The sequence below is a fragment of the Clostridium sulfidigenes genome (assembly GCF_052067195.1).
Lineage (GTDB): Bacteria > Bacillota > Clostridia > Clostridiales > Clostridiaceae > Clostridium_J > Clostridium_J sulfidigenes.
In genome coordinates, this window is sequence record NZ_JBQHQR010000010.1 from 41,367 (window position 1) to 67,550 (window position 26,184).

Consider the following 26,184-nt stretch of genomic DNA (forward strand, 5'->3'; position numbering starts at 1 on the left):
TTTTTATATAAAATTAAGATTAATGAAAAAAATGTAGAAAGATATATAATTGTGTTGCACAAATGCATTAATATATTACACAAAAATATTAATATATTACACAAAGAACTTTGTGAAAAATTAGGCGAGAATAATTTACACAAAACTAAGGTTATTTTCCATTATAGGTTAATAATTTTTTTATTATAATTATGCCATAGAATGAAATTAAAAGTTTACAAGGGGGGATAAAGGTGGAGAGCAATATACCAAAGCTAGAATTAAAAGGTATACAGAAATTTTTCCCAGGAGTAACTGCCTTAGCAAATGTAAGTTTTTCTGTTAAAAAGGGAACGGTTCATGTGCTTTGTGGAGAAAATGGAGCTGGTAAGTCTACACTTATGAAGATAATAAATGGTATATATCAGCCTGATGGTGGAAGTATTCATATAGATGGAAAAGAAGTTAAGATACAGAATCCTATTGAAGCTCGTAAGCATGGTATATCTATGATATTTCAAGAGCTAAATTATATACCTGAGATTACTATTGAAGAAAGTATATTTTTAGGAAGAGAGCCTGTAAATAAATTAGGGAAAATTAATTGGAAGAAGATTAGAAAAGATACAGAAGACCTTTTAAAACAAGAAAATTTACCCTATTCGCCAACAACACAATTTAAAGATCTTACAGTATCAGATATACAAATGCTAGAGATACTAAAGGCTATGTCTTATAATTCACAGGTTATTATCATGGATGAACCTACATCTGCAATTACTAGAAAAGAGGTAGGAATTCTCTTTGATAAGATTGCTGAATTAAAAAGTAAGGGTGTAAGTATAATATACATATCTCATAAGATGGAAGAAATCTTTAAAATAGCTGATGAGATAACAGTTATAAGAGATGGTGTTGTTATTAATACTAAGCCAGCTAGTGAGTTAGATATAGACAAGGTTATTTCTCTTATGGTAGGCCGTAAAATTACCAATGCATATCCTAAGGAAGATATTAAAATCGGAGAAACCATGTTAGAGATTAAAGAACTAACTGATGGAAAACACTTTGAGGATATTAATTTCCATGTGAAAAGAGGAGAAATTGTAGGTTTTGCAGGTCTTATGGGAGCAGGTAGAAGTGAAGTGGCTAGAACAATATTTGGACTAGACCCATACCTATCAGGTGAAATTAAAGTTAAGGGTAAGGAAGTAAAAATAAAAAATGTAAAAGATAGTATTAACAATGGAATAGTTATGCTATCAGAAGATCGTAAGAGATATGGAATAGTAGGAATTAGAAGTATAACTGAAAATGTATCCATATCTAATTTAGAGAAATTCTTTTATAAGGGTCATCTACATAGTAAAAAAGAGATTAGTAGTGTATCAAATATATGTGAAAGAATGAAGGTAAAATGTCCTAATTTAGAAACCTCTATTGATTCTCTAAGCGGAGGAAATCAACAGAAGGTAATATTTGCAAAGTGGATGCTTAGAAATCCAGATGTTCTTATACTTGATGAGCCAACAAGGGGAATCGATGTAGGAGCAAAGTACGAAATATATAAACTTATTACAGAACTTGCAAAAGAAAATAGAGCAGTAATAATAATAAGTTCTGAATTACCAGAGCTCATAGGTATGTGCGATAGAATCTATGTTATGGCATCTGGAAAAATTACTGGAGAAATAGATAGAGAAAAGGCTACACAAGAAGCTATTATGAAGTTAGCTACAAGGGGGGAATAGAAGGATGAAGATGATAGATATTAGACATAAATGGTCAAAAACCTCAAGTAAATATAGTATTTACGTTGTATTACTTGCTATGTTTATGGCATGTTCTTTAATCAGTCCTGTATTTTTATCAGGAGAAAACTTAACCAATATATCAAGACAAATATCAATAACCACTATTATTGCTTTTGGTGAAACAATTTTAATTATATGTGGACTTATAGATTTATCAGCAGGTTCAGTTCTGGCTTTATCAGGTCTGCTTTCTGTTGCAGCCTTTAAGGCAACAGGTTCTTTGGAAATAGCAGTGCTAGTTGGAGTGCTTGTAGGTGTTATTTGTAACTTTATCAATGGGATAATGGTAACTAAGTTTAAAGCACCTCCATTTATTGCCACATTAGCTATGCAAACTGTAGCAAGAGGAGCAGCCTTATTATTTACAAATGGTCAAAATATTTATCAAATAGGAGATTTTATTGTACTAGGACAAAATTCTATAGGATTTATTCCTATTCCGGTAATATTCATGACTGGAATTACTCTTTTAACTTGGTACATCTTAAAACATACAAAGCTAGGTAGATGTGTTTATGCTGTAGGTGGTAGTGAAGAGGCTTCAAGAGCTTCAGGAATAGATGTAAATAAAACTAAGATGAAGGCTTATCTTATAAATGGTATATTTGTTGGAATCGCAGGTGTGTTATTTATGTCTCGTGTTAATGCTGGGCTTCCTAATGCTGGTATAGGAGCAGAATTTGAAGGAATGACTGCTGCAATCATTGGTGGAACAAGCTTTACTGGGGGAATAGGAACTGCAGGTGGAACCCTTGCAGGAGCATTCATTATGGGATTCTTAAACAATATAATGAACCTAGTAGGAATACAATCTTATATGCAACAAGTAGTAAAGGGAGTAATTATTGCATTTGCAGTAATTTACGATATAAAATCTAAGAACAAAAGAGAAAGTAAAAAACTAGGTAGTATTACTGATAAAACAAAAGACAAAACCCTAGTGAAAACCAAAGGAAGTTCTGTTTAAACTAAATCAAGTTAAGTAAAAATCAAAATATAATAAAAATAATATTATTAGGGGGAGAAAATGATATGAAAACAAAGAAAATATTAGCTTTAGCCATGTCATCGTTACTAGCATTATCACTTACTGTGGGATGTACTAATACTTCAAAGGAGGAACCAGCTGCAGAAGGTGAAAAGACTTATAAAGTTGCATATATTGCAAGAGCACAAGGAGATTCTTTTGCTGCTTGGCTTGCAAATGCAGTAAAGGATGAAGTAGCTGCAAACTATAAGGATGTACAGGTAGATATATTTGATGGAGATAGCAAGAATGAAGTTATAGCATCTCACATTGAGAATGCGGTTACAAAGAAATATGATGCAATTCTTCTTCAACCATTTGATTCTGAAGCACAAGTAGCACCAGCTATGGCAGCTATGGATAAAGGGGTTAAGGTTATTACAGTAAACAACCGTATTAATGATAATGATAGAGCAGCTGCAGTAGATGCAGACCCAGTTGATCAAGCTGCTAAAAATGCAAAACTTGCTTTAGAGCAAGTTCCTCAAAATGGAAAAGTTGTAGTTCTTATGGGACCAGCAGGTAATATGCACTCTGATAAGAGACGTGAAGGATGGGAAAAAGAATTCTTTGCAAAGAGACCAGACGTTAAAATCTTAGATGAGCAAATTGCAAATTGGAATAAAGATGAAGCGATGAGATTAATGGAAGACTGGATTCAAACTCATGGAGAAATTGATGCAATAATATCTATGAATGATAACATGTGTGTAGGAGCTCTTGAAGCAGCTAAAGCAGCAGGAAAGACAAATATATTATCATATGGTGTTGATGGAACAGCAGAAGCTTGTTTAGCTATAAAAAATGGTGAAATGACATCAACTACTCTTCAAAGTGCTTACGAGCTTGCAGAAAAAGCTGTTAAGTTAACATATGATGTTATGACTGGTAAAGTAGAGCGTGATACTATAATGGTAGATTGTCCATTAATAACAAAGGATAATGCTGATGAGTTTATAGAAATTCATAAAAAAGCAGGTAATATAGACTAATAAAAAGATAGACCTTGTACAGTTTTGTGCAAGGTCTATAATTGAACTTAATTTAGGAGGAATAAAGATGATAAACAAGGCAGTATATATGTGTGGAACTCATAATATGGAAACAAGAGATATTGAGGTTTCAGCTCCAAAGGATAAAGAAGTACTTATAAAATTAGAATATGTAGGAATATGTGGTTCAGATGTACATTATTATGAGCATGGTAGAATAGGAGACTTCATAGTAGATGGAGATTTTATTTTAGGTCATGAATGTGCCGGAGAAATAGTTCAAGTAGGCCCTGGAGTTAAGAATTTAAAAGTTGGAGATAGAGTTGCTTTAGAACCAGGTCAAACTTGTGGTCAATGTGAATTTTGTAAAAGTGGTAAATATAATCTATGCCCAGAGGTTGAGTTCCTAGCAACACCACCATATCATGGTTCGTTAATGAACTATATAACATATCCAGAAAATATGTGTTTTAAACTACCAGACAATGTATCAACTAAGGAGGGTGCTCTAGTTGAGCCTTTAGCAGTAGGATTACATGCTGTATCACAAGGAAGTGTGAAATTAGGGGATACAGTTGTAGTTTTAGGTGCAGGCTGTATAGGTCTAGTAACTTTATTAGCTTGTAAGGCATATGGTGCTACAAATGTTATTGTTGTAGATGTTATAGATAAGAGATTAGACTATGCCCTAAAATTAGGTGCAACTAAAGTTATAAATGCTAAAAATCAAGATGTACTAGCTGTAATAAATGAGATTACAAACAATGCTGGTGCAAATGTGGTTATTGAAACAGCAGGATCTGAGCATACAATAAAGCAGACACCTTACTTAGTAAAAAGAGGTGGAGCTATTGTATTAGTAGGACTTGCACCGAAGGATATAATTGAGTTTGATTTCATGCAAATTATGACTAAAGAGGTTGAAATAAAAAGTGTATTTAGATATAGAAACATATATCCAGCAGCTATAGGAGCAATTTCTGATGGGAAAATTGATGTTAATGGAATAGTTACCCATGAATTTGATTTTAGTGACACAAAGGAAGCCTTTGACTATGTTATAGAAAATAAGAATGATGTAGTAAAGGCAGTTATTAAGCTTTAATAATTTTGATTGGAGTGGCTAGAAGATGAAGTACTTATTAGGCATAGATATTGGAACCTCAGGTACTAAAACAGTGCTATTTGATAGGGGAGGAAATCCGATTTCCTCTTCTACAGCAGAATATCCATTATATCAGCCAGAGATTGGTTGGGCAGAACAAGACCCACAAGATTGGTGGAATGCAGTATGTATAACAATTAATCAGGTTATAAAAGATAGTAATATAAATCCGGAATCCATCAGTGGTATTGGCTTATCTGGACAAATGCACGGTTTAGTTATGTTAGATGGAGATGGAAATGTATTAAGAAAATCTATTATATGGTGTGATCAACGTACAGCTAAGGAATGTGTTGAGATTACAGAAAAAGTTGGAGAAAAAAGATTAATAGATATTACAGCAAATCCTGCTCTAACAGGATTTACAGCATCTAAAATACTTTGGGTTAGAAATAATGAGCCTGAAATATATGAAAAATGTAGGAAAATATTATTGCCTAAAGACTATATAAGATATATGCTTACAGGTGAATTTGCTACGGAGGTATCTGATGCTTCAGGAATGCAGCTTTTAGATATTAAAAATAGGTGCTGGTCTAAGGAAGTCCTTAATGCTTTAAATATTCCTATAGAGTATTTAGGGGATGTACATGAATCAATTGTAGTCAGTGGAAAAGTTCATAAAAAAGCAGCGGAGGTTACTGGGCTTAAAGAGGATACACCTGTAGTAGGTGGAGCAGGAGATCAGGCAGCTGGTGCAATAGGAAATGGCATTATAAAAAGTGGACAAATATCCTCCACTATAGGTACTTCAGGAGTAGTATTTGCACATTTAGATGAACCTATAATTGATGAGAAAGGAAGAGTACACACCTTTTGTCATGCAGTGCCAGGTGCATGGCATATGATGGGAGTAACCCAAGGTGCAGGACTTTCTTTAAAATGGTTTAGGGATAATTTTTGTAATAATGAAATTGAAGTAGCAAAAGGTATGGGAATTGATCCATATGTACTTATGACTAAAGAAGCAGAAAAAGTGCCTGCAGGTTCAAGGGGAGTAATATATCTTCCATATCTCATGGGAGAGCGTACACCACATTTGAATCCTAAGGCAAAGGGTGTATTTTTTGGACTTTCAGCTGCTCATACAAAAAATGAAATGCTAAGAGCTGTAATTGAAGGAGTATCCTATTCACTTTTAGATTGCATGGAAATCATTAAAGACACAGGAATGAATCCTACTAATGTGATGGTGTCAGGTGGAGGCGGAAAAAGTGAACTATGGCGTCAAATATTAGCAGATATGTTTAACTGCAAAGTATCTACAAATAAGTCTTCAGAAGGGCCAGCCTTAGGAGTAGCATTACTAGCAGGAGTTGGAACTGGTGTATATAAGGATATAGATGAAGCTTGTAGCATAGCAATTTCTGAAAATAGTGTACAATTTCCAAAAGAAGAAAATTCCCTAGTATATAAAAGATATTATGAGATTTATAAGAAGATATATGATGATTTAAAAGGAACTTTTGAATTATTATAATAGATTAATTATATTATAATTTATTAAGTTAAGGATGAGCACTCTTAGGGGTGCTCATTCTTATTTAACACCACAAGTATTAATAACTTTGTTTATATATTTTAGAATTTTATATATAATATTTATAGAAACTTATTTAGATATAAAAACAACTGGTAAAATATTCGATATATGTTTTTAAAATATGCATTTAGTGAAATGGAGTTAATTTTAATGGTTGAATTACTAAGAAATCTTACGAATAATTTAGGGTATATAATCCTTATTGCTTTCTTTGTTTCAAGACTAGGGAGCTTTAAGAAAATAGTACAGAAGGATAAATTTAAAAAGAAAGATCTAATTGTGCTTTCAATAATTTTTGGAGCCTTTGGAATTTTGGGAACCTACACAGGAACAGAGGTTAATGGAGCCATTGCTAATACTAGAATTATTGGTGTAATGACTGGGGGAATACTATGCGGACCTTTTGTAGGGACAATGGCAGGTATTATAGCTGGAGTTCATAGATTGCTTGTAGATATTGGAGGTATTACATCAATACCATGCACAATAACTACTATAATTTCGGGAATAGTTGCAGGTTTAATATATAGTAAATCAAATGAAAATAACAAGTGGTTTTACGGGTTATTTGGAGGACTTTTAATTGAAATTTTAGAAATGATTCTAATACTTACAATGGCACATCCCTTTAGCAATGCCTTAACCATTGTAAAGAGCATATATTTTCCTATGAGTTTTGCTAATGCTATTGGAATTGCAATTCTAATATTGATAATTCAAAAAATACTTAAAGAAAAGGAAGAAATTGCAGCAAAACAAGCACAAATCGCTTTGGAGATTGCAAATAAAACCTTACCGTATTTTAGAGAAATGAATGAAAATTCCTTAGAACAGATATGCGGAATAATAAGGGAATCAATTAATGCAGATGCAGTATCTATAACAAATAAAGAAAATATATTAGCTCACGTAGGAGTAGGAGCTGACCACCATATAAAGGGCCAGAAAATTATAACAGAGGCTACAAAAAAGGTTATTAGAGGAGGGAATTTGCTTTCTCTAACAAATGCAAATCAGATTGAGTGTCCTAATTTAAATTGTAGTTTAAAATCTGCAATTATTGCTCCTTTAAAAGAAGGGGATGAAGTAATTGGTACATTAAAAATATATTATTGTACTGATAATGCTATTTCCTTTAGAAATATAAATTTAGCTGTAGGCTTATCCCAAATTATTTCTACCCAGCTAGAAATAAGTAAGCTTGGAGAACTGAAAAATATGGCAAATAAGGCTGAAATAAAGGCGTTGCAATCCCAAATAAATCCTCACTTTCTATTTAACGCACTAAATACAATAATTTCCTTTATTAGATTTAATCCCAATAAAGCAAGAGAGTTAATTATTAATTTATCTACCTACTTAAGGTATAATTTAGATATAGGGGAGAACCATGTAGATATTTATAAAGAACTAGAGCAGGTTAAAGCATATGTAGAAATAGAAAAGGCAAGATTTGGAGAGAAACTTCATGTAGTTTATAATATTGAAGATGATTTAGATGTTAAAATCCCAAGTCTTATAATTCAACCAATAGTTGAAAATTCCATAAAACATGGTATTTTAAAAGGTAAAGGTGAAGGGACAGTAATAATTGAAGTTAAAAAAGTTTCTAAGGACAACATTATGATAACAATTGAAGATGATGGAATTGGAATTTCAAAAGATATTATAGAAAAAGTCTATGAAGATAAAATGGAAGAAAATAAAATAGGCATATCAAATGTTCATAATAGATTAAAATATATTTATGGTGAAGGATTAAAGATAGAAACATTGAAAAGCGGTACTAGAATCAGTTTCAATGTAAGTAAGATAAGGGAGTGATGGTATGAATTGTATTATTGTTGATGATGAATCTCCTTCAAGAGAAGAACTAAAATATTTTATAAACAATTTCAGTAATATAAAAATAGTGAATGAGTTTGATGATTCTATTAAGGCTTTAGAATATATTGAAGAAAATAAACCAGATATTATTTTCCTAGATATTAATATGCCAAAACTAGATGGCATTGCATTATGTAAAATTATTAATCATTTTCCAAAGCAATCCCTTGTAATTTTTATTACTGCCCATAAAGATTATGCTGTAGATGCCTTTGAAATTCAAGCTTATGACTACATATTAAAGCCTTATTCAGAAGAACGAATAGTTAGTACATTAAAGAAAATTGATAAACTTTCAGATAAAAAGAGTATAAATAATAAAATAACCCTTTGGAAAGATAATAAGATGATTGTAAAAAATATAATAGATATTTCCTATTGTGAAGCAAAGGAACGAGAAACTTTAATTTATATTAATGGAGTACAATATAATGTAAACTGTAGTATTTCAGAATTTTATAAAAAACTTCCCAAAGAACTCTTTTATAGAAGTCATAGATCATATATTATTAATACTGATAAAATTACAGAGATAGTTCCGTGGTTTAACAACACCTTTATGTTAAAATTACAAGGTGAGAAAGTTGATATACCCGTAAGTAGAAATAATATAGGTGAGTTTAAGCATATAATGGGCATATAAAAGCACTTGATGTGCTTTTTTTGTTTTTTCATGTATGAAACCGTATAAACCCCTAAAAAACATATTATAATTTTGTTAACAAATAATTAATTAGGAGGGGTCCAAATGGTATCATTTATTTTAGCGATTATTGCTCTTATTATAGGTTATTTTATTTATGGTGCAATTGTGGAAAAGGCTTTTGGAGCAGATGAAAAAATTCAAACTCCTGCTGTAAGGCTAGAGGATGGTGTAGACTTTGTAAAAATGCCTGCATACAAAATTTTCTTAATTCAATTTCTTAACATAGCAGGTTTGGGACCTATTTTTGGTGCAATTGCAGGTGCAATGTGGGGTCCATCAGCATTTTTGTGGATTGTATTTGGATGTATATTTGCAGGTGGAGTTCACGATTATTTTTCTGGTATGCTTTCAGTAAGGCATGATGGGACAAGTATTCCTGAAGTTGTAGGTCAATACCTTGGAAAAGGCTTCAAAAACTTTATGAGAGTATTCTCAGTAATACTTTTAGTTCTTGTAGGAGTTGTATTTGTAACTGGACCAGCAAGTATATTAAAAGGATTAACAGGATTAAACATTACATTATTAATATACCTTATATTTGCGTATTACATTATTGCAACAATAGTTCCTATAGACAAGCTTATTGGAAAGATATATCCTATTTTTGGAGTTTGTTTATTAGTTATGGCCATTGGAGTTGGAGGTGCATTAATTTTTGGTGGATTTGATATACCAGAAATAATACCAGCTAATTTGGTTAATATGCATTCAAACCCAGATAAAAACCCAATATTTCCAATGCTATTTATAACTATTGCCTGTGGAGCTATTTCAGGGTTCCATGCGACACAATCACCTTTAATGGCAAGATGTATAACTAGTGAAAAACAGGGTAGAAAAATATTCTATGGTTCAATGATAGCAGAAGGTGTAGTTGCATTAATTTGGGCAGCTGCAGCAATGAGCTTCTTTGGTGGAGTAGCTGAATTAAATGCTACTATGGCAATAGAAGGTCATACATCAGCTTGGGTAGTAAATGAAATTTGTGGAAGCCTACTTGGAAAAGTTGGTGGATTACTAGCTATACTTGGAGTTGTAGCATGTCCTATAACTTCTGGGGATACAGCTTTCAGAAGTGCAAGATTAACTATAGCTGATATATTTAAATTTGACCAAGGTCCTATTAAAAATAGATTTATAATTAGTATTCCTTTGTTTGTGATAGGTTTCATATTAACTAAGATGGATTTTGGAATAGTATGGAGATATTTTGGATGGTCTAATCAAGCTTTAGCTACAATAGTATTATGGACATCAGGCATGTACTTAGTTACTAAAGGTAAAAAGCACTGGATTGCTACTATACCAGCAACATTTATGACAGCAGTATGTACATCTTACATTTTAATTGCACCAGAAGGCTTTAAGCTTTCTCAAAGTATTTCATATCCAATAGGAATTGTAAGTGCAATTGTAGCAATGGTAATTTTCTTAATAGCAGCAAAAAAAGTAGAAACAAAAGCAAAAGGTAAAATTTAAAATTCTATAAAGTTCATTATAAAAATACTAATGGAATAAAAGTACTTATAGGCTAGATACACAAAAAGTGTTTAGCTTATAGGTACTTTTTTATATATTTTTATAAGAAAGAAAAGTACAGCATTAATAAAATTATAAGCAGTGATTTAAGACGAGCTGTTGAAACAGCTAAGGAGATTGAAAGTAAATTAAATATACCAGTGAAGTATTGTAGTGATTGGAGAGAAATAAATAATGGAGTTCTGGCAGGAATGGAAGAAGATAATATAATGATTCTTACTCATGGTGGAGTAATAAATGTTTTATACTATATATTAAATAATATAAAGTGGACAAATAAGTCACCTAAACTATCGCACAAAATTGAGCATATAGAAGGAAAATGGGAAATAGTTATGAGCAATAGTGTTGAGCATTTATATTATAATAGGGAAATATAAACCTAGATCTATAGAGAAATAGGAGTATATAAAACTATATGTCTATATAAATATTTAAATAGGAAAATATTTATATATGAAACTATATAAATATAAAACTATATAAATAGTTGTGCTGTTCATGGGGGTTTTGGAGCTTTTTAAATATTTGACCAAAGAGTCAATATGTAATATAATTACTAAGATAACAGATAAAGATATTTAAACTTTAAATATTTACATATCTTTGCTTGTTATGAAGAGACATAATAGAATTATGTCAAATGTTATTTTTAGGGGGAAATATTATGGGCTTTTTTTATGAGTCAACGAATTTTACAGGTTGGGCTATTTGGCTTTTTATTCTTTTTGCCTTAATGGCTTTTAATGAGCTTGGTCGTTCAACAAAATGGGGCGGAATTATACTTTTTTTAATTGTTCCTATAGGTTTAACTATTTTTGTTTGGCCAACAACTGCAGCTCCAGGAAATGAATATGGAACAGGTACTTGGTTTAACTGGGTAAAAACTTACTCAGCACTGGCAGGGTGCCTTGGATTTATGGCTATTCGCTATATTCCATCACTTGCTAAAAAGAAGTGGGTATTATGCTTTCCACCACTTATTTTGGCAATTAATATTCTCGAAGCAGCTATTCGTGATTTTCAATGCTTTACATATGGTGCATGGAACGGAGCATATGTAGACAATCTTTGGGTAATGTCAGGATCATGGAATATCATGAATGGTATAGCTGGATTACTAAACATTATTGCCATTTGCGGATGGGTTGGTATTTTTATTTCTAAAGATAAAACAAAGGATATGATATGGCCTGATATGATATGGCCTTGGATTATAGCATATGATTTGTGGAATTTTGCCTATACATATAATTGTATAGCAGACCATTCATTTTATTGTGGTTTGGCACTGTTACTTTCTTGCACCATACCTGCTTTCTTTATCAAAAAAGGAGCATGGTTACAGCATCGTGCACAGACACTTGCCCTATGGATTATGTTTGTTATGACAGTACCTTCCTTTGCAGATCGTATAGCACCTGTAGCTACTACACATAATCCAAAAGCGTTTTTTATTTTAAGTTTATTATCTTTAATAGCAAATGTAGCATTAGTAATTTATCAGTTTAATAAGATTTATAAAAATAAACTTAATCCACTAAAAGACGAAATTTTTGTAGAAACAAAAGCCTATAAGAAGGTAATTGAAGAAAATAGATAATATAAAAAGTATAATAATTTCATATGATATAGGAGATTATATTTTTGGAATTTATGGGCATAATACCTTTAAGAAATTAAATTTTCTATTAAAGGAGGAATTCTTATGCCAGATAATAATGAGGTAAGAAAAGAAGGTTCTAGTGGAAATAGTATTTTAAGATGGGCAGGAAGATTGATATTAGTTGCAATTATTTTAGGTATAACATCATTTTTAACTCCAGGATTTAGTATTTATGGATTATGGTCATATCTAATTGCAGCAGTTGTAATAACTGCATTAGACTATTTCGTAGAAGCATTCATGGGAGTTGATGCATCACCTTTTGGAAAAGGAATAAAAGGCTTTATTATTGCAGCTGTAATAATATATGTAGCACAATTTTTAGTGCCAAATATGAGGGTATCTCTTCTAGGCGCAATATTAGCAGCTTTAGTTATTGGTGTAATAGATGCTATATTTCCGTCAAGAGCAATGTAATTTTAAATACATCATGTTGAAATTATTAAAGGAAGAACTCTAGAAATAGGGTTCTTTTTATTTATGTAAAAATGGAACATTAACATAAATACTTAATAATATAAATAAAGTGTGCAATGATATATGATTTATTTAAGTTTGGAGGATAGAAGCATGAAAAGAAAGATTTACAATGTTTTATCTAATATGATATTACGTGGAGATAACGTATCTAGAGTGAAAGTAAAGGTAGGTATTTCAAGGGAACTTCCCTATGAAGTTGAGGTTATTGCTGAAAATTTATATGTACCTTGGGCCATAGATATAAGCAATGAAGGTAAATTATATTTTACAGAGCGGTCTGGAGCAGTTAGAATCATTGAAGGTGGTAAACTTCTGCCACAACCACTGATTAGATTTAGTGCACCCTTTGTAAGCCAAGGGGAAGAGGGATTGATGGGAATTGTATTAGATCCAAATTATTCTCAAAACCATTATATATATGTTATGCATTCATATGCAGAAGGTAATCAACTTCACAATCGTGTTGTGAGATTGATTGAAAATAATAACAAGGCATCTATTGACAGAGTGCTTATTGATAAAATTCCTGGTGGGCGGATTCATAATGGAGGTAGGATAAAGATAGGGCCGGATGGAAAATTGTATATTACAACGGGGGATGCAGGTAATTCTGCATTGGCACAAAATATCACAAGCACAGCAGGGAAAATACTGCGAATAGAATTAGACGGTAGTATTCCTGAAGATAATCCAAATGTAAATTCACCTGTTTATAGCTTAGGTCATAGAAATCCTCAGGGTTTAGCCTGGAATTCAAGAAATATATTGTATGCCTCTGAGCATGGGCAGACCGCTCATGATGAAATAAATATTATACAGCCAGGAGCTAATTATGGATGGCCTCTGGTTCAAGGAAATGAAGACTCTAAGGAAGTTATAGTGCAAAAGCCATTAATACACAGTGAAGAAGAAACGTGGGCGCCTTCTGGTATAGCCTTTGTAGAACAAGGACCGTTGCAAGGGAAATTACTAGTTGCTACTTTACGTGGCGAACAACTACTTACTATTTCATTGAATGGAAAAGGAACGAAAGTAAATAGCGTAGATTCATGGTTGAAGAATAGATATAGGCGCTTACGTGAGATTATTCAGGGGAAGGATGGAGCGATTTACCTAACAACAAGTAATAGAGATGGAAGAGGTAATCCTAATATAGGTGATGATAGAATTATTAGGATTATTCCAATTAGGAGCAGCCAGCAAAAATGAACATAAGATTTACAATAATAATAACTCTTACTTTCATAATATGATATATATTTTTGCCTATTGCTGTACAGTGTGTTTTCCTTTATATAAGAAATTTTTGCTAAAGTCTATTGACATGAATTAGAGGTGAGAATACAATATTTATATGAACATATGAATAAGTATTCATATAAATGATATTAGTAGAAAGTAATTTTAAAGGTGGGAATAATTATGGGGTTAATAGAGATAGTTTCATTTACATTACTATGTATATTTGGTATTTCATATATGGGTAAACTAATAATATTATCAAAGAAAAACAACATTAAAGCTAATGTTTTTGGTAAAGGTACTAAAAGTAAAGAAAGTCTTATTATTGAAAGGTTTCTAAAAGCAATGACTTTTGCAGGGATAGGGATTTGGACTATTAGTGCTTTATTTCCATCATTTACAGAAAAGTGGTTTGTTGGACTTGGGAAAGGCTTTACAGTAAGCATTATTGGAGTGGTTATTACATTAATAGGAGTTTCACTCTTTATATTGGCTATGGTTTTCATGAAAACTTCTTGGAGAGCTGGTATAGATAAATCAACAAGAACATCACTTATAACTTCAGGACTTTATAGATTCAGTAGGAATCCAGCCTTTGTTGGAATGGACTTGATGTTTATTGGAGCTGCAATTACCTATGCAAATCTTATTATCGTAATTGTAGGTTTATTAGTTGTAGTTGGTATACATCTACAAATACTTCAAGAAGAAAAACATATGGAAGAAGTATTTAAAAAGGAATATAATGAATATGCAAATAAAACACCAAGATATCTGTTATTATAGAAGTATAATGATGTTTTGTAACAAAAATAGGGTCAATATTAAATGTTAATTTTACTTTTTCAGATGGAAAACTAGAAATGAAAGCTCAATTTAACTTAAAATAGTATTTAATTTATGATATAAATCTAAAGGTATATGAATTGAAACAAATATAAATAAAAGACTAGGGAAACCTAGTTTTTTATTTATTTTAAGGGTTGAGTTTATGCAAATAAATTTTTAAAGAGGATATTGTTTATTTATCTTAGATACTCTAAAGTTTCTTCAACAGGCTTATGATTGCATTTACTAAATAGAAGAAATTTTTTTATTTATACATGAACAAAAAGTAGAAATTCATATATTATGTAGTATAAGGTCTCACTAACTATAGTTTAATTAGATAAAAAATGGGGGAAATGTTATTATGAATGACAATAAAATAAATGCAAATAACAATAGATGTGTAGGAAACTCTTGTGCAACAGATTCTTGTGCAACTGTTACTACCCAAGTACAATCACTAACTGAACAACTTCCTATAACTCCGATTGTTATTGCACCTGGACCTGCATTTGTTAAGATTCCAGTTGTGTTAGCAGAAGTAAATATAACCATTCCGGTTGAAGCTACTATCACACTAGACCAACCAGCTATAGAAATTAAACGAATTAGAAAGAATGTATATTTAACTCAATCCCGTATTATTCCATTTTCTCAAGATGATCAATTTAATACTGGAATACTATTTATAGCAGGTTTTATAAGAAAGAATATCGAGTATGCAACTAAAACTTGTAGGACAGCTGGAACTCCAAATGTTTGTGGAGATATAAGACATTGTACAGTTGAAGTACCTTTTAATTTCACAACAAGAATTGCTTTCCTTAGACCACCAATTTTTATTGAAAATAGCATTCCGAGTGAATTAGAATTTTTTACAGATAAACTTCAAGGTTGCGATGCTTGTTCAGATAGAGTAATTGGACGTAATCCTTGCGATCAGAGTTCCTTCTTTACAGAGTTCTTTAACGAAAAACCTTTTACTGAATTAGTAAGAGCGGATATTGCTGAAGTTGATATTCACACAAATCCAACTATAAATTGCGCAGTTCCTACAGAGCAAGTATTTACTCAACTTACAGAAAAAGTAGTAGTAAATTTAACACTAAAAGTATTACAAGAACAACAGGTAGAAATTACAGCAACAGAAGCAACACAAGCAACATGCAGGAATTAAATTGAAAAATTAATCTTATTTAAATGATATATTGCAGACCTAAAGCTTACTAAGAGAGGTTTTGGGTCTGTTTTTAAGAGAAATATTATCTTTATCAAGCATGACAATACTTAATATAAGATTCATCGGAAGCATGAGATATCTTTATATCATGAATCCATAGCAATGTTTTTCCTTTGGATGTTTTGATTGGCTTTGCGATTCAATTATAACAGAAAAAAAGGGGGCATTGATATATATATATAATTTTAAAAAAGAATTAGTGTAAAAAACTTTACACTAACAATTAGATAGATAAGGAGGAAATCTTATAATGAATGATAGCCAAAAAAATACAAGTGATTATGAATGTGTAGCAGATCCTTGTGCAACTATTACTTCTAAAGTACAATCATTAACTAAACAAATTCCTGTAACACCTGTTGTTATTAAATCTGGACCTGTATTTGTTAAGATTCCAGTTGTATTAGCAGAGATAAACATAACAATTCCTGTTGAAGCTACTATCACATTAGACCAACCAGCTATGGAAATTAAACGAATTAAAAAAAATGTATTTTTAACTCAATCTCGTATTATTCCATTTTTTCAAGAGTGTGCACCTGATACTGGAATACTATTTATAGAGGGGTTTATAAGAAAAAATATTGAGTATGCAACCAAAACTTGTAGTATAATTGAAAGTCCAAATGTTTGTGGAGATATAAGATGTTGCACAGTTGAAGTTCCTTTCAATTTTACAACAAGAATTAATTTTATTAGAGAACCGATTTTTATTGAAAATAGCATTCAGAGTGAATTAGAATTTTTTACAGATAAACTTCAAGGTTGCAATGCTTGTTCAGATCCCGTAATTGGACATAATCCTTGTGGTCAGAGTTTTTTCTCTACAGAATTCTTTAATGAAAAACCTTTTACTGAATTAGTAAGAGCAGATATTGCTGAGGTTGATATTCATATAAATCCAGCTATAAGTTGCATAGTTCCTGCAGAACAAATATTTACTGAATTCACAGAAAAAATAGTAGTGAATTTAACACTAAAAGTCCTACAAGAACAACAGGTAAAAATTGCAGCACTATAATTATTAAATAATATAAATATAAAAGTGTAACATTGCTAAATGAATATAAGTGTAAAAGCTTTTTATTACTCGATAATATTAAACAGGCCTAAAATCTACTAAGAGAGGTTTTGGGTCTGTTTTTAAGAATAGATAAATATTCATTAGGTTATATTGTAATTGAATACCACAATTTAATTTCTATTAAATGAAAGAAAATTGATTTGATAAGGCATGTTTATTTAAAAATAGTGGATTAAGACATGATTTATTATTACCTTAGTCCATTTTTATCCGATGACTACCCGCTCTAATACTCCCATCTTCTTCAAAGTGGGAGTAAAGAGCGGCTACGACCCTGGATAACGATTTCTAACCTTCAGAGGGAGTAAAAAACTCCCTCTGAAGCAAAGAAATCTGTTTATGTTTAGATTATATGTATCGGAATACTATCTTATTAAGAAACTGACAGCTTTACTCATAGACTAAACTGTTATATATTAAAAGAGTTACTAATTACTTATGAAAAGAGAATTAAAATTATTTTACATATGAAAAGAAGAGGATAAACATGAGATTAGATAAATTTTTAGCAGGGTCATTCGTTGAGACACGTAAAAAGAGTAGGGATTATATTAAAGAAGGTAAGGTTAAAGTAAATGGGGAAGTGATAACAGAGCCTGCAATGGAAATTAAGGAGAGTACCGATATCATTGAGTATCTTGATAAAGTAGTTGATTATAGAGAAAAGGTGTATTATATGTTTCATAAACCTGCAGGATGTATTACTGCAAGAAAGGATGCTGATAATAAAACAGTCTTTGATTTTTTTCATGAGGATAATATAAATGGGATATTTCATGTTGGAAGATTAGATAAAGATACAGAAGGATTATTGCTTTTTACCAATGATGGTGATTTTGATCATCAATTAATGTGTCCAGAAAGGCATGTCGAAAAGAAATATTTCTTTTGGGCATTGGGTTCATTAGATGATGAAGATAGGGATAGATTAGAGAATGGAATTTCCATTGGAGAAGGTGAAGCATTAACAAAGCCTGCTAAAATTGAAGTGGTGAAATGTGGGAACTATGAAGAGTTAGAACAGGAAACTGATATTGGAAAGTTCTATAATATAGAATCAAAACATTATAATCAGCCTATTGTCTGTGGATATCTTACAATTTCAGAGGGACGTAAACATCAAGTTAAGCGTATGTTAAAGGCAGTTGGTTGTTATGTGGTATATTTAAAGAGGATTTCTATTGGGGAGTTAACCTTAGATGAAACCCTTGAAAAAGGCCAGTATCGAATGCTAACAGAAGAGGAAGTTCACAAGTTAGTGTAAAAATTATAATTTTTGGAGATAGATATAAATTCATTATACTTTATGGAATAATAGAGGTATATAAATTATTATTGATTTATTATACTGTATTGTATATAATTGTATTAGTAAAATTAAGGAGGTACAATGTGATGGTAATAACTGCTTGCTAATTAATTTTCTAAATTGAAAGTTATATGAAAGGAAGATTTTAAGTGCCTATGCAATTAGGTTTTTTAGTATGCTTCTTTTGAAACTTAGTAAGTAGATATAGTCATTTTGTAGAACCAAAAGTAAATCTTAATTTTACATAAGATATTTTATAAGAACATGTGCTCTTAAGGATACTTTATAATGTGAAATAATGTTTATTTGGGACTGTAAGAAGAATATCAATTCTACAGTCTTTTTGTTTTATTAAAAAACTTAATAAGTAGAATTCTAAGTTTTAGGAGAACTTTGAGTTTAGTATAGGCATAAACAATATAATAGCACTTAAAAGGAGAGAGTACTATGGATATTAAAAAAAGAATAATCAAAGATTTAGATAGGATAATAAATGAATATGTTAATGAAGAATTTGTTCCTGGATTATCAGTAGGTGTAGTATACAATAATGAAGTTATTTATACAAAGGGTTTTGGAGTAAAAAATGTAGATACAAAAGAACCTATTGATGAGAACTCCATTTTTCACATGGCATCAGTATCAAAGACTTTTGTAGCTACAGGAATAATGCAATTGGTTCAGCAAGGTAAAATTCACTTAGATAAATATGTAATAGAGTATTTACCTTACTTTAAGCTTAAAGATGATAGATATAAAAAAATAACTATAAGGCAATTATTAACTCATGTATCAGGTATGCCAGATGAAGATGATTATGAATGGGATAAGCCTCAATATGATGAAGAAGCTTTAGAAAGGTACGTTAGAAGTATTAGTGGAAGAGAACTTATGTGGGAGCCAGGAGAAAAATTTGCCTATAGTAATATAGCTTATGAGATTTTGGGAAATGTTATTGAAAAAGTTTCAGGTATGTCTTTTGAGAAATATATGAAAGAAAATATCCTCAATATTGTACAAATGAAAGAAAGCAATTTTTTAAAACCCTTAGTTTCAAAGGAGCTACTTACAAGTCCCCATATATTAGATACAAAGAATGGCTATGGTGCTACGGTTAGTGAAGTTTTTCCTTATAATCGTGCACATGGTCCAAGCTCTACGTTGTATTCTAATGTAGTTGAAATGTGCAACTACGCTATTGCTAATATGAAGGTCGGAAAATTTAAAGGAAATAAAATATTAGAAGCCCATAGTTATTTAGAACTTTGGAGAAAATATGCCTTAACAGGTTGGGGTGGTTATACTTCGGAAATTGGATTGGCATGGTTTTTGGGAGAATATAAAGAAAATAAAGTGAGATCTCACAGTGGTATGGATACAGGATTTAGAAGCAATTTAATAATATTGCCAGAGAGAGGTATTGCAGTTGTTGTTATGATCAACTCAGATTATATTGGAACTAAAGTTTTATGTGAAAGTATTCTAGATATACTTTTAGGGGAAGAAGTTGACTATATAAAAAGATCACTTGCTAGTCATATAGTAAGAACAATGTTTAATAATAATTCTGAAATTGCATTACAGGAGTATTATACAATAAAGGAAAATTCCATTGAAAAATATCTTGTGTATGAGGATGAATTTAACGCTATTGCTTATAACTTGTTGGAGAGAAAAAGAATTAAAGAGGCAATAGATGTGCTCAATTTATCAATAAAAATATTTCCAGGATCAGCTAACCTTTATGATGGTTTAGGAGAAATGTACTTATGTCAAGGTAATAAGAAGCAAGCTTTAGCGAGTTATAAGAAATCTTTTGAGTTGAATCCTAACAATAAAGAAGCTAAGAAAATAATAGATGAATTAAGTTAAATAGATAAAAAGGGAGAGTAGATACGTTTGTGTAAACACAAATTTATCTACTCTCATTTTGATTGATGAGAGGGTACGTATGTCCAAAAATTTAGTGTATATTCTCTGATTTTGTAAATCTTATTTAGAAGTTTTGATTATTAACTTCTTTTATATATTCTTTTTACAGTATTTAAACCTTCTAATATTTCTATTTTTGAGAAATTACAACTGATGAGTTTATCTTCAGCCCATTTACTTATTTCTTCATAAAAGAATAGTGCTAGTTCTAAGTTTCTAGGAGATTTATGAGAATTGATGGCTTCAAACAGCATATTTTCAGCTTTATTGATTTCACCTTCAATTATATATTTTCTAATCATTATTTCCAGTAGCTGGTCTTCTGCAATAGTAATATCATCACTGTTTTCATCAATACTATTTTCTATAGCATTTTTCCCTTTAAATATAGAAGCTACTGCTTGTAAGGCTGTTTTTATCATTTTCATTATATAGTCATTTTCATACATTTATAAAGCCACTCCTTATTTTAAATTAGTATGGTTAAAGGAATTATATTCTTAAATTTTATACAGTCACTCTAATAATTTATATTAACAGATGTTACTTTATTTTTGTATATACTTATTATATCACAAGAAAAATGTAAGTATTTATATTTGATTGGGTCTTTAGTTGTTATTTCAATGTTTAGACGTATTCATAAAAAGTATAATTAAGAGGGGCGTGTTTTGGTATATCTGTAGACAGCAGCTCAATATAAAGGACTACTTGTCTACATAAGTAAAGAAATATTCAAGGGACATTCTGGGGACCGGCTCCATAATCACTTGTATATATTTGGAACATTGATATACTTATATTAAGACTATTGAAAGGAAGTGATAAATATGAATGAAATTTTTGATATTTCTTATGATGAGGTTGAAGTTATCAAGAACTTATGGGAAAAAAACAGACAGTATCATGAAAATACTTCAGAATACTTTAAGGAATCCTATAGGTTTATTAGCTTTGAGGAGAGAATCAAAGATTTTGAGAGCCAGGCAATAAAAATTACTGTTGCCAAAAGTGATGATGGATATATTGGATATTGTATATCAACGATAATTGATGGAAAAGGAGAAATTGATTCACTTCACGTTGATGCGCATAATAGAGGAAGTGGCATTGGTAAGAAACTTGTAATTAAGCATATGGAGTGGTTGAAAGAAAATAATTGCAAAGTAATTGGGGTAACGGTATCACAAGAGAATGAAACTACCATAGGGTTTTATAAGAAACTTGGATTCTATCCCAATACCTTATATATGCAACAACGTTAATATAGAATAAGGGTGTTACTTTGATTACATCTTTAGTTGTTATTTTGCAATTGACAAAATATTCATAAAAAAGTATAATTATCAAGGTAAACAGTTATTTACTAATAATATTTTATGAAAGGAGATGTTTTTAATGAATACAAGTAAAAAGGTGATTTTAGTATAAAACTTAAAATGGGCTTAAATGTAACTTTAGACATAGTCTATTATTTGTGTTGCATTTTTGCGGGAGTAGTTAACCTTTCATAATACTGCCTATAAAGGATAAGTAACGCGACAGGAAGGTCGTGTTTTTTGTAGCCGTAGATAGAGTAGCCAAGTACAAAGGGTTGATTGTCTACGGTATCTTTATGTCCATTTTTAAGGAAAAAAATAATGTGGAGGCTATATATGAATAGAAAATATACAGATGCGGAACTTAAAAGAGCACTAGACATGGTAGAAGAGGGGTACTCTTTCTCAGAGGCCGCAATGGCAAATAATCTTAATAAAAGTATTGTAGCAAGAGAGATGAGAAAGAGAAAAAATGAAAAAGCTGGACGGCATATAGATGATTATAGAAGGAAGTTTCAAAATGATATAAACAATACCAAAATAGAAAAGGAGATAAAAAAATGATTAGAGAGATAGAAGTAACCAATATGGAAGACTCAGATATAAATGAGGCGAAAAAGATATGGGTTAGACAATTTGAACTATATTGTGATAATAGTGAATTCCCATTACATTGGAAACAAGATACAGAATTATTAGAAAAATTTCTTGCTGAAAGAATTAAAAATCAAAGTGCAGTTGTAGCAAAGTTAGACAACAAGGTAGTTGGATTCTTGGCATATGATGAATTTCCTTTCAATGGGGAGAATACCGTATTTTGTCCAGCAATAGGACATTCTTCTATTGAAGAATACAAAGAAAGTGTATATTTAGAATTATATAAAAGTATATCACAGGAATGGATTAATAAAAATATTTTTAATCATATGTGGACAATATTTTTAAATGATATAAATTTAAAAAATATATTGTTTGATTTAGGATATGGGTCATATTTGATAGATGCATTTAATGATTGTAATATTGAGTCTGGTGAAAAATCTATGTGTGATATTAGAAAAGCTACCATGGAAAATGCTAATGTTTTATATGAGCTTGTAGAAGAATCCAATGAATATTATGCGTCTGCACCATTATTTCTTAAGAGAGACAGGATTACGAAAGAAGAGGTTGAAGAAATAATATTAAAAAGAAATGTGTTTATTGCATGGCACGAAGATATTCCGGTGGGATTTATTAATTTAAGTATTGCTGATAACAATAACTTTATAGATATGTCTATAAAAAAATGTGGTTTAATCGACGAAATTGGTGCTTATATAAAATTAGAATATAGAAATAAAAAAATAGGTATTGAGCTATTGAAAATCGTCAATGATTATTGCAAGGATTTTAATGTACCATATATTCATGTTGATTTTGAAACAGCAAATCTATATGGTAATAAGTTTTGGAAAAAGTATTTTACACCAATGTTATTATCTATGAGAAGACCAATTAATAAAGATATAAATGATAGATAAATTTTAAATGTGCACAATCAGAGGAACGCATCATAGAAACCCTTAACATTAAGAAGTTGTTTAAAGGTGACCTGTAGCAGTTTATGAACTGTTAGAGGTCACTTTTTTGATTTATCCGATACTACCAGCTCTAATTCTCCCATCTTCTTCAAAGTGGGGGAGTAAAGAGCTGCTACGTCCCTGGATAACGATTTCTAAAGCTTAAGAGGGAGTAAAAACTCCCTCTTAAGCAAAGAACTCTGTTTATTTTCGTTTCATATTTCTCATTAGGCTTTTAGTATCCTTATCTATTTGTAAAGATTCGATAATTTTTTGTAAAGCTTTGTTATAGGTCACATTATCCAAAGTGTTATTTTTAAGAAATTTTAGTGTTTTCTCTGGAAACCTTATATAACAGATAGATATGGCCCAAGCCACTGACATTTTAACGTAATAGCCTGTATGTTTAATGCCATCCAATAGCTTTAATATTTCATCAATATGATTATCATCTATATAATAGAAAAGAAGCATGACTACTCCAAAACGTATATGATACTCATCAGTATCTGAAAGATAGGGCATCAAGTATTCCCACATTTCCTTTGGATATTTTTTAGGAAGTTTTAATCCACTACAAAAGCTATCGCATACGGACCAATTATCAATTTTATTAACAAAGCTTGTGATGTAAGGCAATATATCAGAAAGCTCAGATTTTACATAACCAATGGTCATCCCTTGAAGCATAATCTCTTCAAAACTGTCATCTGATGCATTTTGCAAATAACCTTGCCAATCATCTTTTGCAAGTTTTTTAGCAATTTTTCGAAGTTCAGGTAAACGAACACCTAGGATGTTGTGAATACCAGGTAATAAGCCACTAGAAAATTTTTGATATTTAGGCTCTGCTAATATAGAAAGTTTTTCTTTGATTACATTATTTATTTCCATTTTTATTCTCCTTAGTTTCCTAATTATATTTTATCATAGAGATTCCCTATTATCATCTAAATAATAATATTTTTTTATAAGTCATTATTAATTTAGGTTATTTATGTAATATAATATACGGTTTAATCATCACCAATTTTCTATTCTAGCATATGATGTATTGAAAGTATAAAATAGATTAAATTTTATTACAGTTTTTCAAAAGGAGGAGAATTTATGTCCATTAACTTTAAGAAATTCATACCACGTCCAGGTCTTGTAAATAAGCAGGGACGTTTACCTGATCCTTCAGAGTTAGTTTGTATTGAAGTACCAAAGATTTTTGATCAATGCTTAATTAAAAGATGCCTTGTATATGGTGAAGGTCCTGACACGAATACAACAGATTGTGAATTAAGAAGCGATCCACTTATTGATCCTAAGAGATATATTGGAAGTAGAGACTTCAATGTAACACTGATATCTGTAGATAAGATACCAGTTAAAGGTAAGAGGGGATTCAAAAAAATAGTTCTTAATTATATGATTTCTTTCTATGCTGATTATATTGATTGCAATGGTATTACTAAAAGTGAATTATATGAAATTAACAGAACTGATGTAATTGGGAAGTTCTACTGTCCTGATTCAATAGCTCAAATTTCAGCTAGTTTTGTACCTGTTCAACAAGCACAAGATTTAGATTCTAATATTATAAAACTTGAAATGGTTGCTGAAGCTCTTGATGGTGAGTTACTACAAGATCCAAATGGAGATGATGTTCTAGATATTACTTTGGGTTATTACATTGTTGTAAAATGTGAGCTTATTGTACAATTACTCATACCGGCTTATGACTACTGTCCAGTTCCAAAAGAATTATGCGAAGAAGAGCCTGAAGACCCATGTGAAAGATTTGATAGAGCTCCAGTTCCTAAGTTCTATCCAGAGCAAAACTTAGACCCATTATTCCCAGACTGTGACGATAATGATGAAGAGTACGATTAGTAAAAATTATAGAGTTTATTATAATAAAAAGAATACTTAAGGTTTTTACAGGTAAATGAGGAATGTAACTTAACTAAAATCAGTAGTTATGAAAGGTAATGATAGTTTTAAGTGTATTGCTATATTTTTTAATAAATTTCTATCTATCATCACCTTTTTCCTAATAAACTCATATATTATAATAAAAACACTTAATAAATAGGATAATACACTAAATTACTAATATAATTGATTTTATTAAAATTTATTTAATTAAAAGGAGGATTCTATTTATGAATTCAATGTCAAAAGATTGTTATGATCCTTGTAAACATGATCCTTGCAAGCATGATCCTTGCAAAAAGGAGATTAAAAAGGACAAACATTGCGCAACTATTATAAAATGTGGTACTCCTAGCGCAACCACAATCCCTGTAGCTACTGTAGCAGGCACAACATTTACTGTTAGTTCTGTTACTTTAGATAATTCTTGCTTGTGTAACCCAACAACTAAGTTAGAATTTGCAAGTAATCTTGTTGCTCCAGTTGCTTTTACAGGAACACTAAACTTTCAAGTATTTAAACTTTGTAAAGGTCAGATTACGCCAGTTCCAGTTGGACCTTCATGGACATTTGATTTAGTAGCACTACTTTCATCACAAACATTCTCATTCTTCGTTTGTGACTGTGACTCTTGCTTTGATGATTGCTGTACCTATACTGTAGTTGCAACTGTTACTAGTGTAGTTACTGTTGGTACTCTTAATATTAACAACGCAACACTTGGAGCAATATCAACATGTGGTAGAAATAATTGTTGCTAAAGATTAGTCATATATAAATCGATTAGTTTAGCTACTTTTGATATATAAATAATTAAATTACTGATATTAATATTAACAAAGTCTCGGAGTGTGAATTTTCCATGCCGGGATTTTGTTATGTTTATATACAGGTTAGTGAATAATTGATATATTTTATTATTAGAAATAATTATATTCTTTATATTT

General features: G+C 30.8%; 24 protein-coding genes. 22 read left to right on the top strand and 2 right to left on the bottom strand.

Annotation, left to right across the window (positions count from 1 at the left end; translation table 11 throughout):
• The first annotated feature begins 233 nt into the window (after positions 1-233).
• The 17 genes from ACTNBA_RS12350 to ACTNBA_RS12430 all read left to right on the top strand — a co-directional run bounded on the left by ACTNBA_RS12350 (position 234) and on the right by ACTNBA_RS12430 (position 20,373).
• The gene (locus ACTNBA_RS12350) at positions 234-1,730 is read left to right on the top strand and encodes a sugar ABC transporter ATP-binding protein (RefSeq protein ID WP_441074427.1); all 1,497 of its coding nucleotides are present in this window, start codon (positions 234-236) and stop codon (positions 1,728-1,730) included.
• Between the two features lie 13 nt (positions 1,731-1,743).
• Positions 1,744-2,760 (top strand): ABC transporter permease, encoded by a 1,017-nt coding sequence (locus tag ACTNBA_RS12355; protein ID WP_414632291.1) that lies wholly within the window; start codon positions 1,744-1,746, stop codon positions 2,758-2,760.
• A 65-nt stretch (positions 2,761-2,825) separates the two neighbouring features.
• Positions 2,826-3,812 carry a sugar ABC transporter substrate-binding protein gene (locus ACTNBA_RS12360; RefSeq protein WP_035130662.1) on the top strand — a complete coding sequence of 329 codons (987 nt, stop codon included), beginning with the start codon at positions 2,826-2,828 and terminating at the stop codon, positions 3,810-3,812.
• A gap of 67 nt (positions 3,813-3,879) precedes the next feature.
• The gene (locus tag ACTNBA_RS12365) at positions 3,880-4,917 is read left to right on the top strand and encodes an NAD(P)-dependent alcohol dehydrogenase (protein WP_035130664.1); all 1,038 of its coding nucleotides are present in this window, start codon (positions 3,880-3,882) and stop codon (positions 4,915-4,917) included.
• Positions 4,918-4,942: 25 nt separating this feature from the next.
• Positions 4,943-6,457 carry a xylulokinase gene (gene xylB, locus ACTNBA_RS12370; protein WP_441074428.1) on the top strand — a complete coding sequence of 505 codons (1,515 nt, stop codon included), beginning with the start codon at positions 4,943-4,945 and terminating at the stop codon, positions 6,455-6,457.
• Positions 6,458-6,670: 213 nt separating this feature from the next.
• A complete protein-coding gene (locus tag ACTNBA_RS12375) occupies positions 6,671-8,344 on the top strand; it encodes a LytS/YhcK type 5TM receptor domain-containing protein (protein ID WP_441074430.1) in 1,674 nt (557 codons plus the stop codon).
• 4 nt (positions 8,345-8,348) lie between these two features.
• Positions 8,349-9,050, top strand: coding sequence for a LytR/AlgR family response regulator transcription factor (locus tag ACTNBA_RS12380; RefSeq protein WP_035130670.1), 702 nt, complete (start codon positions 8,349-8,351; stop codon positions 9,048-9,050).
• A 105-nt stretch (positions 9,051-9,155) separates the two neighbouring features.
• Positions 9,156-10,592, top strand: coding sequence for a carbon starvation CstA family protein (locus ACTNBA_RS12385; protein WP_441074432.1), 1,437 nt, complete (start codon positions 9,156-9,158; stop codon positions 10,590-10,592).
• 122 nt (positions 10,593-10,714) lie between these two features.
• On the top strand, positions 10,715-11,032 hold the full coding sequence (locus ACTNBA_RS12390; RefSeq protein ID WP_441074540.1) for a histidine phosphatase family protein: 318 nt from the start codon (positions 10,715-10,717) through the stop codon (positions 11,030-11,032).
• 287 nt (positions 11,033-11,319) lie between these two features.
• Positions 11,320-12,255 (top strand): DUF5692 family protein, encoded by a 936-nt coding sequence (locus tag ACTNBA_RS12395; protein WP_441074434.1) that lies wholly within the window; start codon positions 11,320-11,322, stop codon positions 12,253-12,255.
• A gap of 105 nt (positions 12,256-12,360) precedes the next feature.
• Entirely contained in the window at positions 12,361-12,735 is a 375-nt protein-coding gene (locus ACTNBA_RS12400; protein WP_035130676.1) for a phage holin family protein, read from the top strand.
• A gap of 153 nt (positions 12,736-12,888) precedes the next feature.
• On the top strand, positions 12,889-14,007 hold the full coding sequence (locus ACTNBA_RS12405) for a PQQ-dependent sugar dehydrogenase (RefSeq protein ID WP_441074436.1): 1,119 nt from the start codon (positions 12,889-12,891) through the stop codon (positions 14,005-14,007).
• 213 nt (positions 14,008-14,220) lie between these two features.
• Positions 14,221-14,826: a methyltransferase family protein gene (locus ACTNBA_RS12410; protein WP_441074437.1), complete on the top strand. Its 606-nt coding sequence runs from the start codon at positions 14,221-14,223 to the stop codon at positions 14,824-14,826.
• A gap of 406 nt (positions 14,827-15,232) precedes the next feature.
• Positions 15,233-16,045, top strand: a complete 813-nt coding sequence (locus ACTNBA_RS12415; RefSeq protein ID WP_441074438.1) for a CsxC family protein — start codon at positions 15,233-15,235, stop codon at positions 16,043-16,045.
• A 313-nt stretch (positions 16,046-16,358) separates the two neighbouring features.
• A complete protein-coding gene (locus tag ACTNBA_RS12420; RefSeq protein ID WP_441074440.1) occupies positions 16,359-17,129 on the top strand; it encodes a CsxC family protein in 771 nt (256 codons plus the stop codon).
• Between the two features lie 550 nt (positions 17,130-17,679).
• Complete coding sequence (locus tag ACTNBA_RS12425) at positions 17,680-18,456, top strand: pseudouridine synthase (protein WP_441074442.1); 777 nt, start codon at positions 17,680-17,682, stop codon at positions 18,454-18,456.
• Positions 18,457-18,948: 492 nt separating this feature from the next.
• Positions 18,949-20,373 (top strand): serine hydrolase, encoded by a 1,425-nt coding sequence (locus ACTNBA_RS12430; protein ID WP_441074443.1) that lies wholly within the window; start codon positions 18,949-18,951, stop codon positions 20,371-20,373.
• Between the two features lie 140 nt (positions 20,374-20,513).
• Here the strand turns inward: ACTNBA_RS12430 and ACTNBA_RS12435 are convergent, their stop codons facing one another.
• Positions 20,514-20,882, bottom strand: a complete 369-nt coding sequence (locus ACTNBA_RS12435) for a DUF6483 family protein (protein ID WP_441074444.1) — start codon at positions 20,880-20,882, stop codon at positions 20,514-20,516.
• Between the two features lie 381 nt (positions 20,883-21,263).
• On the opposite strand from ACTNBA_RS12435, the gene ACTNBA_RS12440 reads away from it, so the two are divergent.
• The 3 genes from ACTNBA_RS12440 to ACTNBA_RS12450 all read left to right on the top strand — a co-directional run bounded on the left by ACTNBA_RS12440 (position 21,264) and on the right by ACTNBA_RS12450 (position 23,275).
• On the top strand, positions 21,264-21,698 hold the full coding sequence (locus ACTNBA_RS12440; RefSeq protein ID WP_441074446.1) for a GNAT family N-acetyltransferase: 435 nt from the start codon (positions 21,264-21,266) through the stop codon (positions 21,696-21,698).
• Between the two features lie 390 nt (positions 21,699-22,088).
• The gene (locus tag ACTNBA_RS12445; RefSeq protein WP_441074448.1) at positions 22,089-22,316 is read left to right on the top strand and encodes a hypothetical protein; all 228 of its coding nucleotides are present in this window, start codon (positions 22,089-22,091) and stop codon (positions 22,314-22,316) included.
• Positions 22,313-23,275 carry a GNAT family N-acetyltransferase gene (locus ACTNBA_RS12450; protein ID WP_441074449.1) on the top strand — a complete coding sequence of 321 codons (963 nt, stop codon included), beginning with the start codon at positions 22,313-22,315 and terminating at the stop codon, positions 23,273-23,275. Before ACTNBA_RS12445 ends, ACTNBA_RS12450 begins: the two co-directional genes overlap by 4 nt.
• 243 nt (positions 23,276-23,518) lie before the next feature.
• On the opposite strand, the gene ACTNBA_RS12455 is transcribed toward ACTNBA_RS12450, so the two are convergent.
• Positions 23,519-24,202 carry a DNA alkylation repair protein gene (locus tag ACTNBA_RS12455; protein WP_441074541.1) on the bottom strand — a complete coding sequence of 228 codons (684 nt, stop codon included), beginning with the start codon at positions 24,200-24,202 and terminating at the stop codon, positions 23,519-23,521.
• A gap of 222 nt (positions 24,203-24,424) precedes the next feature.
• Between ACTNBA_RS12455 and ACTNBA_RS12460 the strand changes: the two genes are divergently transcribed.
• Together ACTNBA_RS12460 and ACTNBA_RS12465 are read left to right on the top strand one after the other, a co-directional pair.
• The gene (locus ACTNBA_RS12460; RefSeq protein WP_346846439.1) at positions 24,425-25,195 is read left to right on the top strand and encodes a hypothetical protein; all 771 of its coding nucleotides are present in this window, start codon (positions 24,425-24,427) and stop codon (positions 25,193-25,195) included.
• A 272-nt stretch (positions 25,196-25,467) separates the two neighbouring features.
• Positions 25,468-25,998 (top strand): DUF4489 domain-containing protein, encoded by a 531-nt coding sequence (locus ACTNBA_RS12465; protein WP_346877016.1) that lies wholly within the window; start codon positions 25,468-25,470, stop codon positions 25,996-25,998.
• Positions 25,999-26,184 lie beyond the last annotated feature (186 nt).

Coding starts and splice junctions, on each gene's coding strand:
- ACTNBA_RS12380 (WP_035130670.1), top strand. CDS start 8,349: ATGAATTGTATTATTGTTGATGATGAATCTCCTTCAAGAGAAGAACTA.
- ACTNBA_RS12360 (WP_035130662.1), top strand. CDS start 2,826: ATGAAAACAAAGAAAATATTAGCTTTAGCCATGTCATCGTTACTAGCA.
- ACTNBA_RS12400 (WP_035130676.1), top strand. CDS start 12,361: ATGCCAGATAATAATGAGGTAAGAAAAGAAGGTTCTAGTGGAAATAGT.
- ACTNBA_RS12420 (WP_441074440.1), top strand. CDS start 16,359: ATGAATGATAGCCAAAAAAATACAAGTGATTATGAATGTGTAGCAGAT.
- ACTNBA_RS12450 (WP_441074449.1), top strand. CDS start 22,313: ATGATTAGAGAGATAGAAGTAACCAATATGGAAGACTCAGATATAAAT.
- ACTNBA_RS12460 (WP_346846439.1), top strand. CDS start 24,425: ATGTCCATTAACTTTAAGAAATTCATACCACGTCCAGGTCTTGTAAAT.
- ACTNBA_RS12415 (WP_441074438.1), top strand. CDS start 15,233: ATGAATGACAATAAAATAAATGCAAATAACAATAGATGTGTAGGAAAC.
- ACTNBA_RS12440 (WP_441074446.1), top strand. CDS start 21,264: ATGAATGAAATTTTTGATATTTCTTATGATGAGGTTGAAGTTATCAAG.
- ACTNBA_RS12465 (WP_346877016.1), top strand. CDS start 25,468: ATGAATTCAATGTCAAAAGATTGTTATGATCCTTGTAAACATGATCCT.
- ACTNBA_RS12375 (WP_441074430.1), top strand. CDS start 6,671: ATGGTTGAATTACTAAGAAATCTTACGAATAATTTAGGGTATATAATC.
- ACTNBA_RS12435 (WP_441074444.1), bottom strand. CDS start 20,882: ATGTATGAAAATGACTATATAATGAAAATGATAAAAACAGCCTTACAA.
- ACTNBA_RS12445 (WP_441074448.1), top strand. CDS start 22,089: ATGAATAGAAAATATACAGATGCGGAACTTAAAAGAGCACTAGACATG.
- xylB (WP_441074428.1), top strand. CDS start 4,943: ATGAAGTACTTATTAGGCATAGATATTGGAACCTCAGGTACTAAAACA.
- ACTNBA_RS12365 (WP_035130664.1), top strand. CDS start 3,880: ATGATAAACAAGGCAGTATATATGTGTGGAACTCATAATATGGAAACA.
- ACTNBA_RS12410 (WP_441074437.1), top strand. CDS start 14,221: ATGGGGTTAATAGAGATAGTTTCATTTACATTACTATGTATATTTGGT.
- ACTNBA_RS12395 (WP_441074434.1), top strand. CDS start 11,320: ATGGGCTTTTTTTATGAGTCAACGAATTTTACAGGTTGGGCTATTTGG.
- ACTNBA_RS12385 (WP_441074432.1), top strand. CDS start 9,156: ATGGTATCATTTATTTTAGCGATTATTGCTCTTATTATAGGTTATTTT.
- ACTNBA_RS12430 (WP_441074443.1), top strand. CDS start 18,949: ATGGATATTAAAAAAAGAATAATCAAAGATTTAGATAGGATAATAAAT.
- ACTNBA_RS12405 (WP_441074436.1), top strand. CDS start 12,889: ATGAAAAGAAAGATTTACAATGTTTTATCTAATATGATATTACGTGGA.
- ACTNBA_RS12425 (WP_441074442.1), top strand. CDS start 17,680: ATGAGATTAGATAAATTTTTAGCAGGGTCATTCGTTGAGACACGTAAA.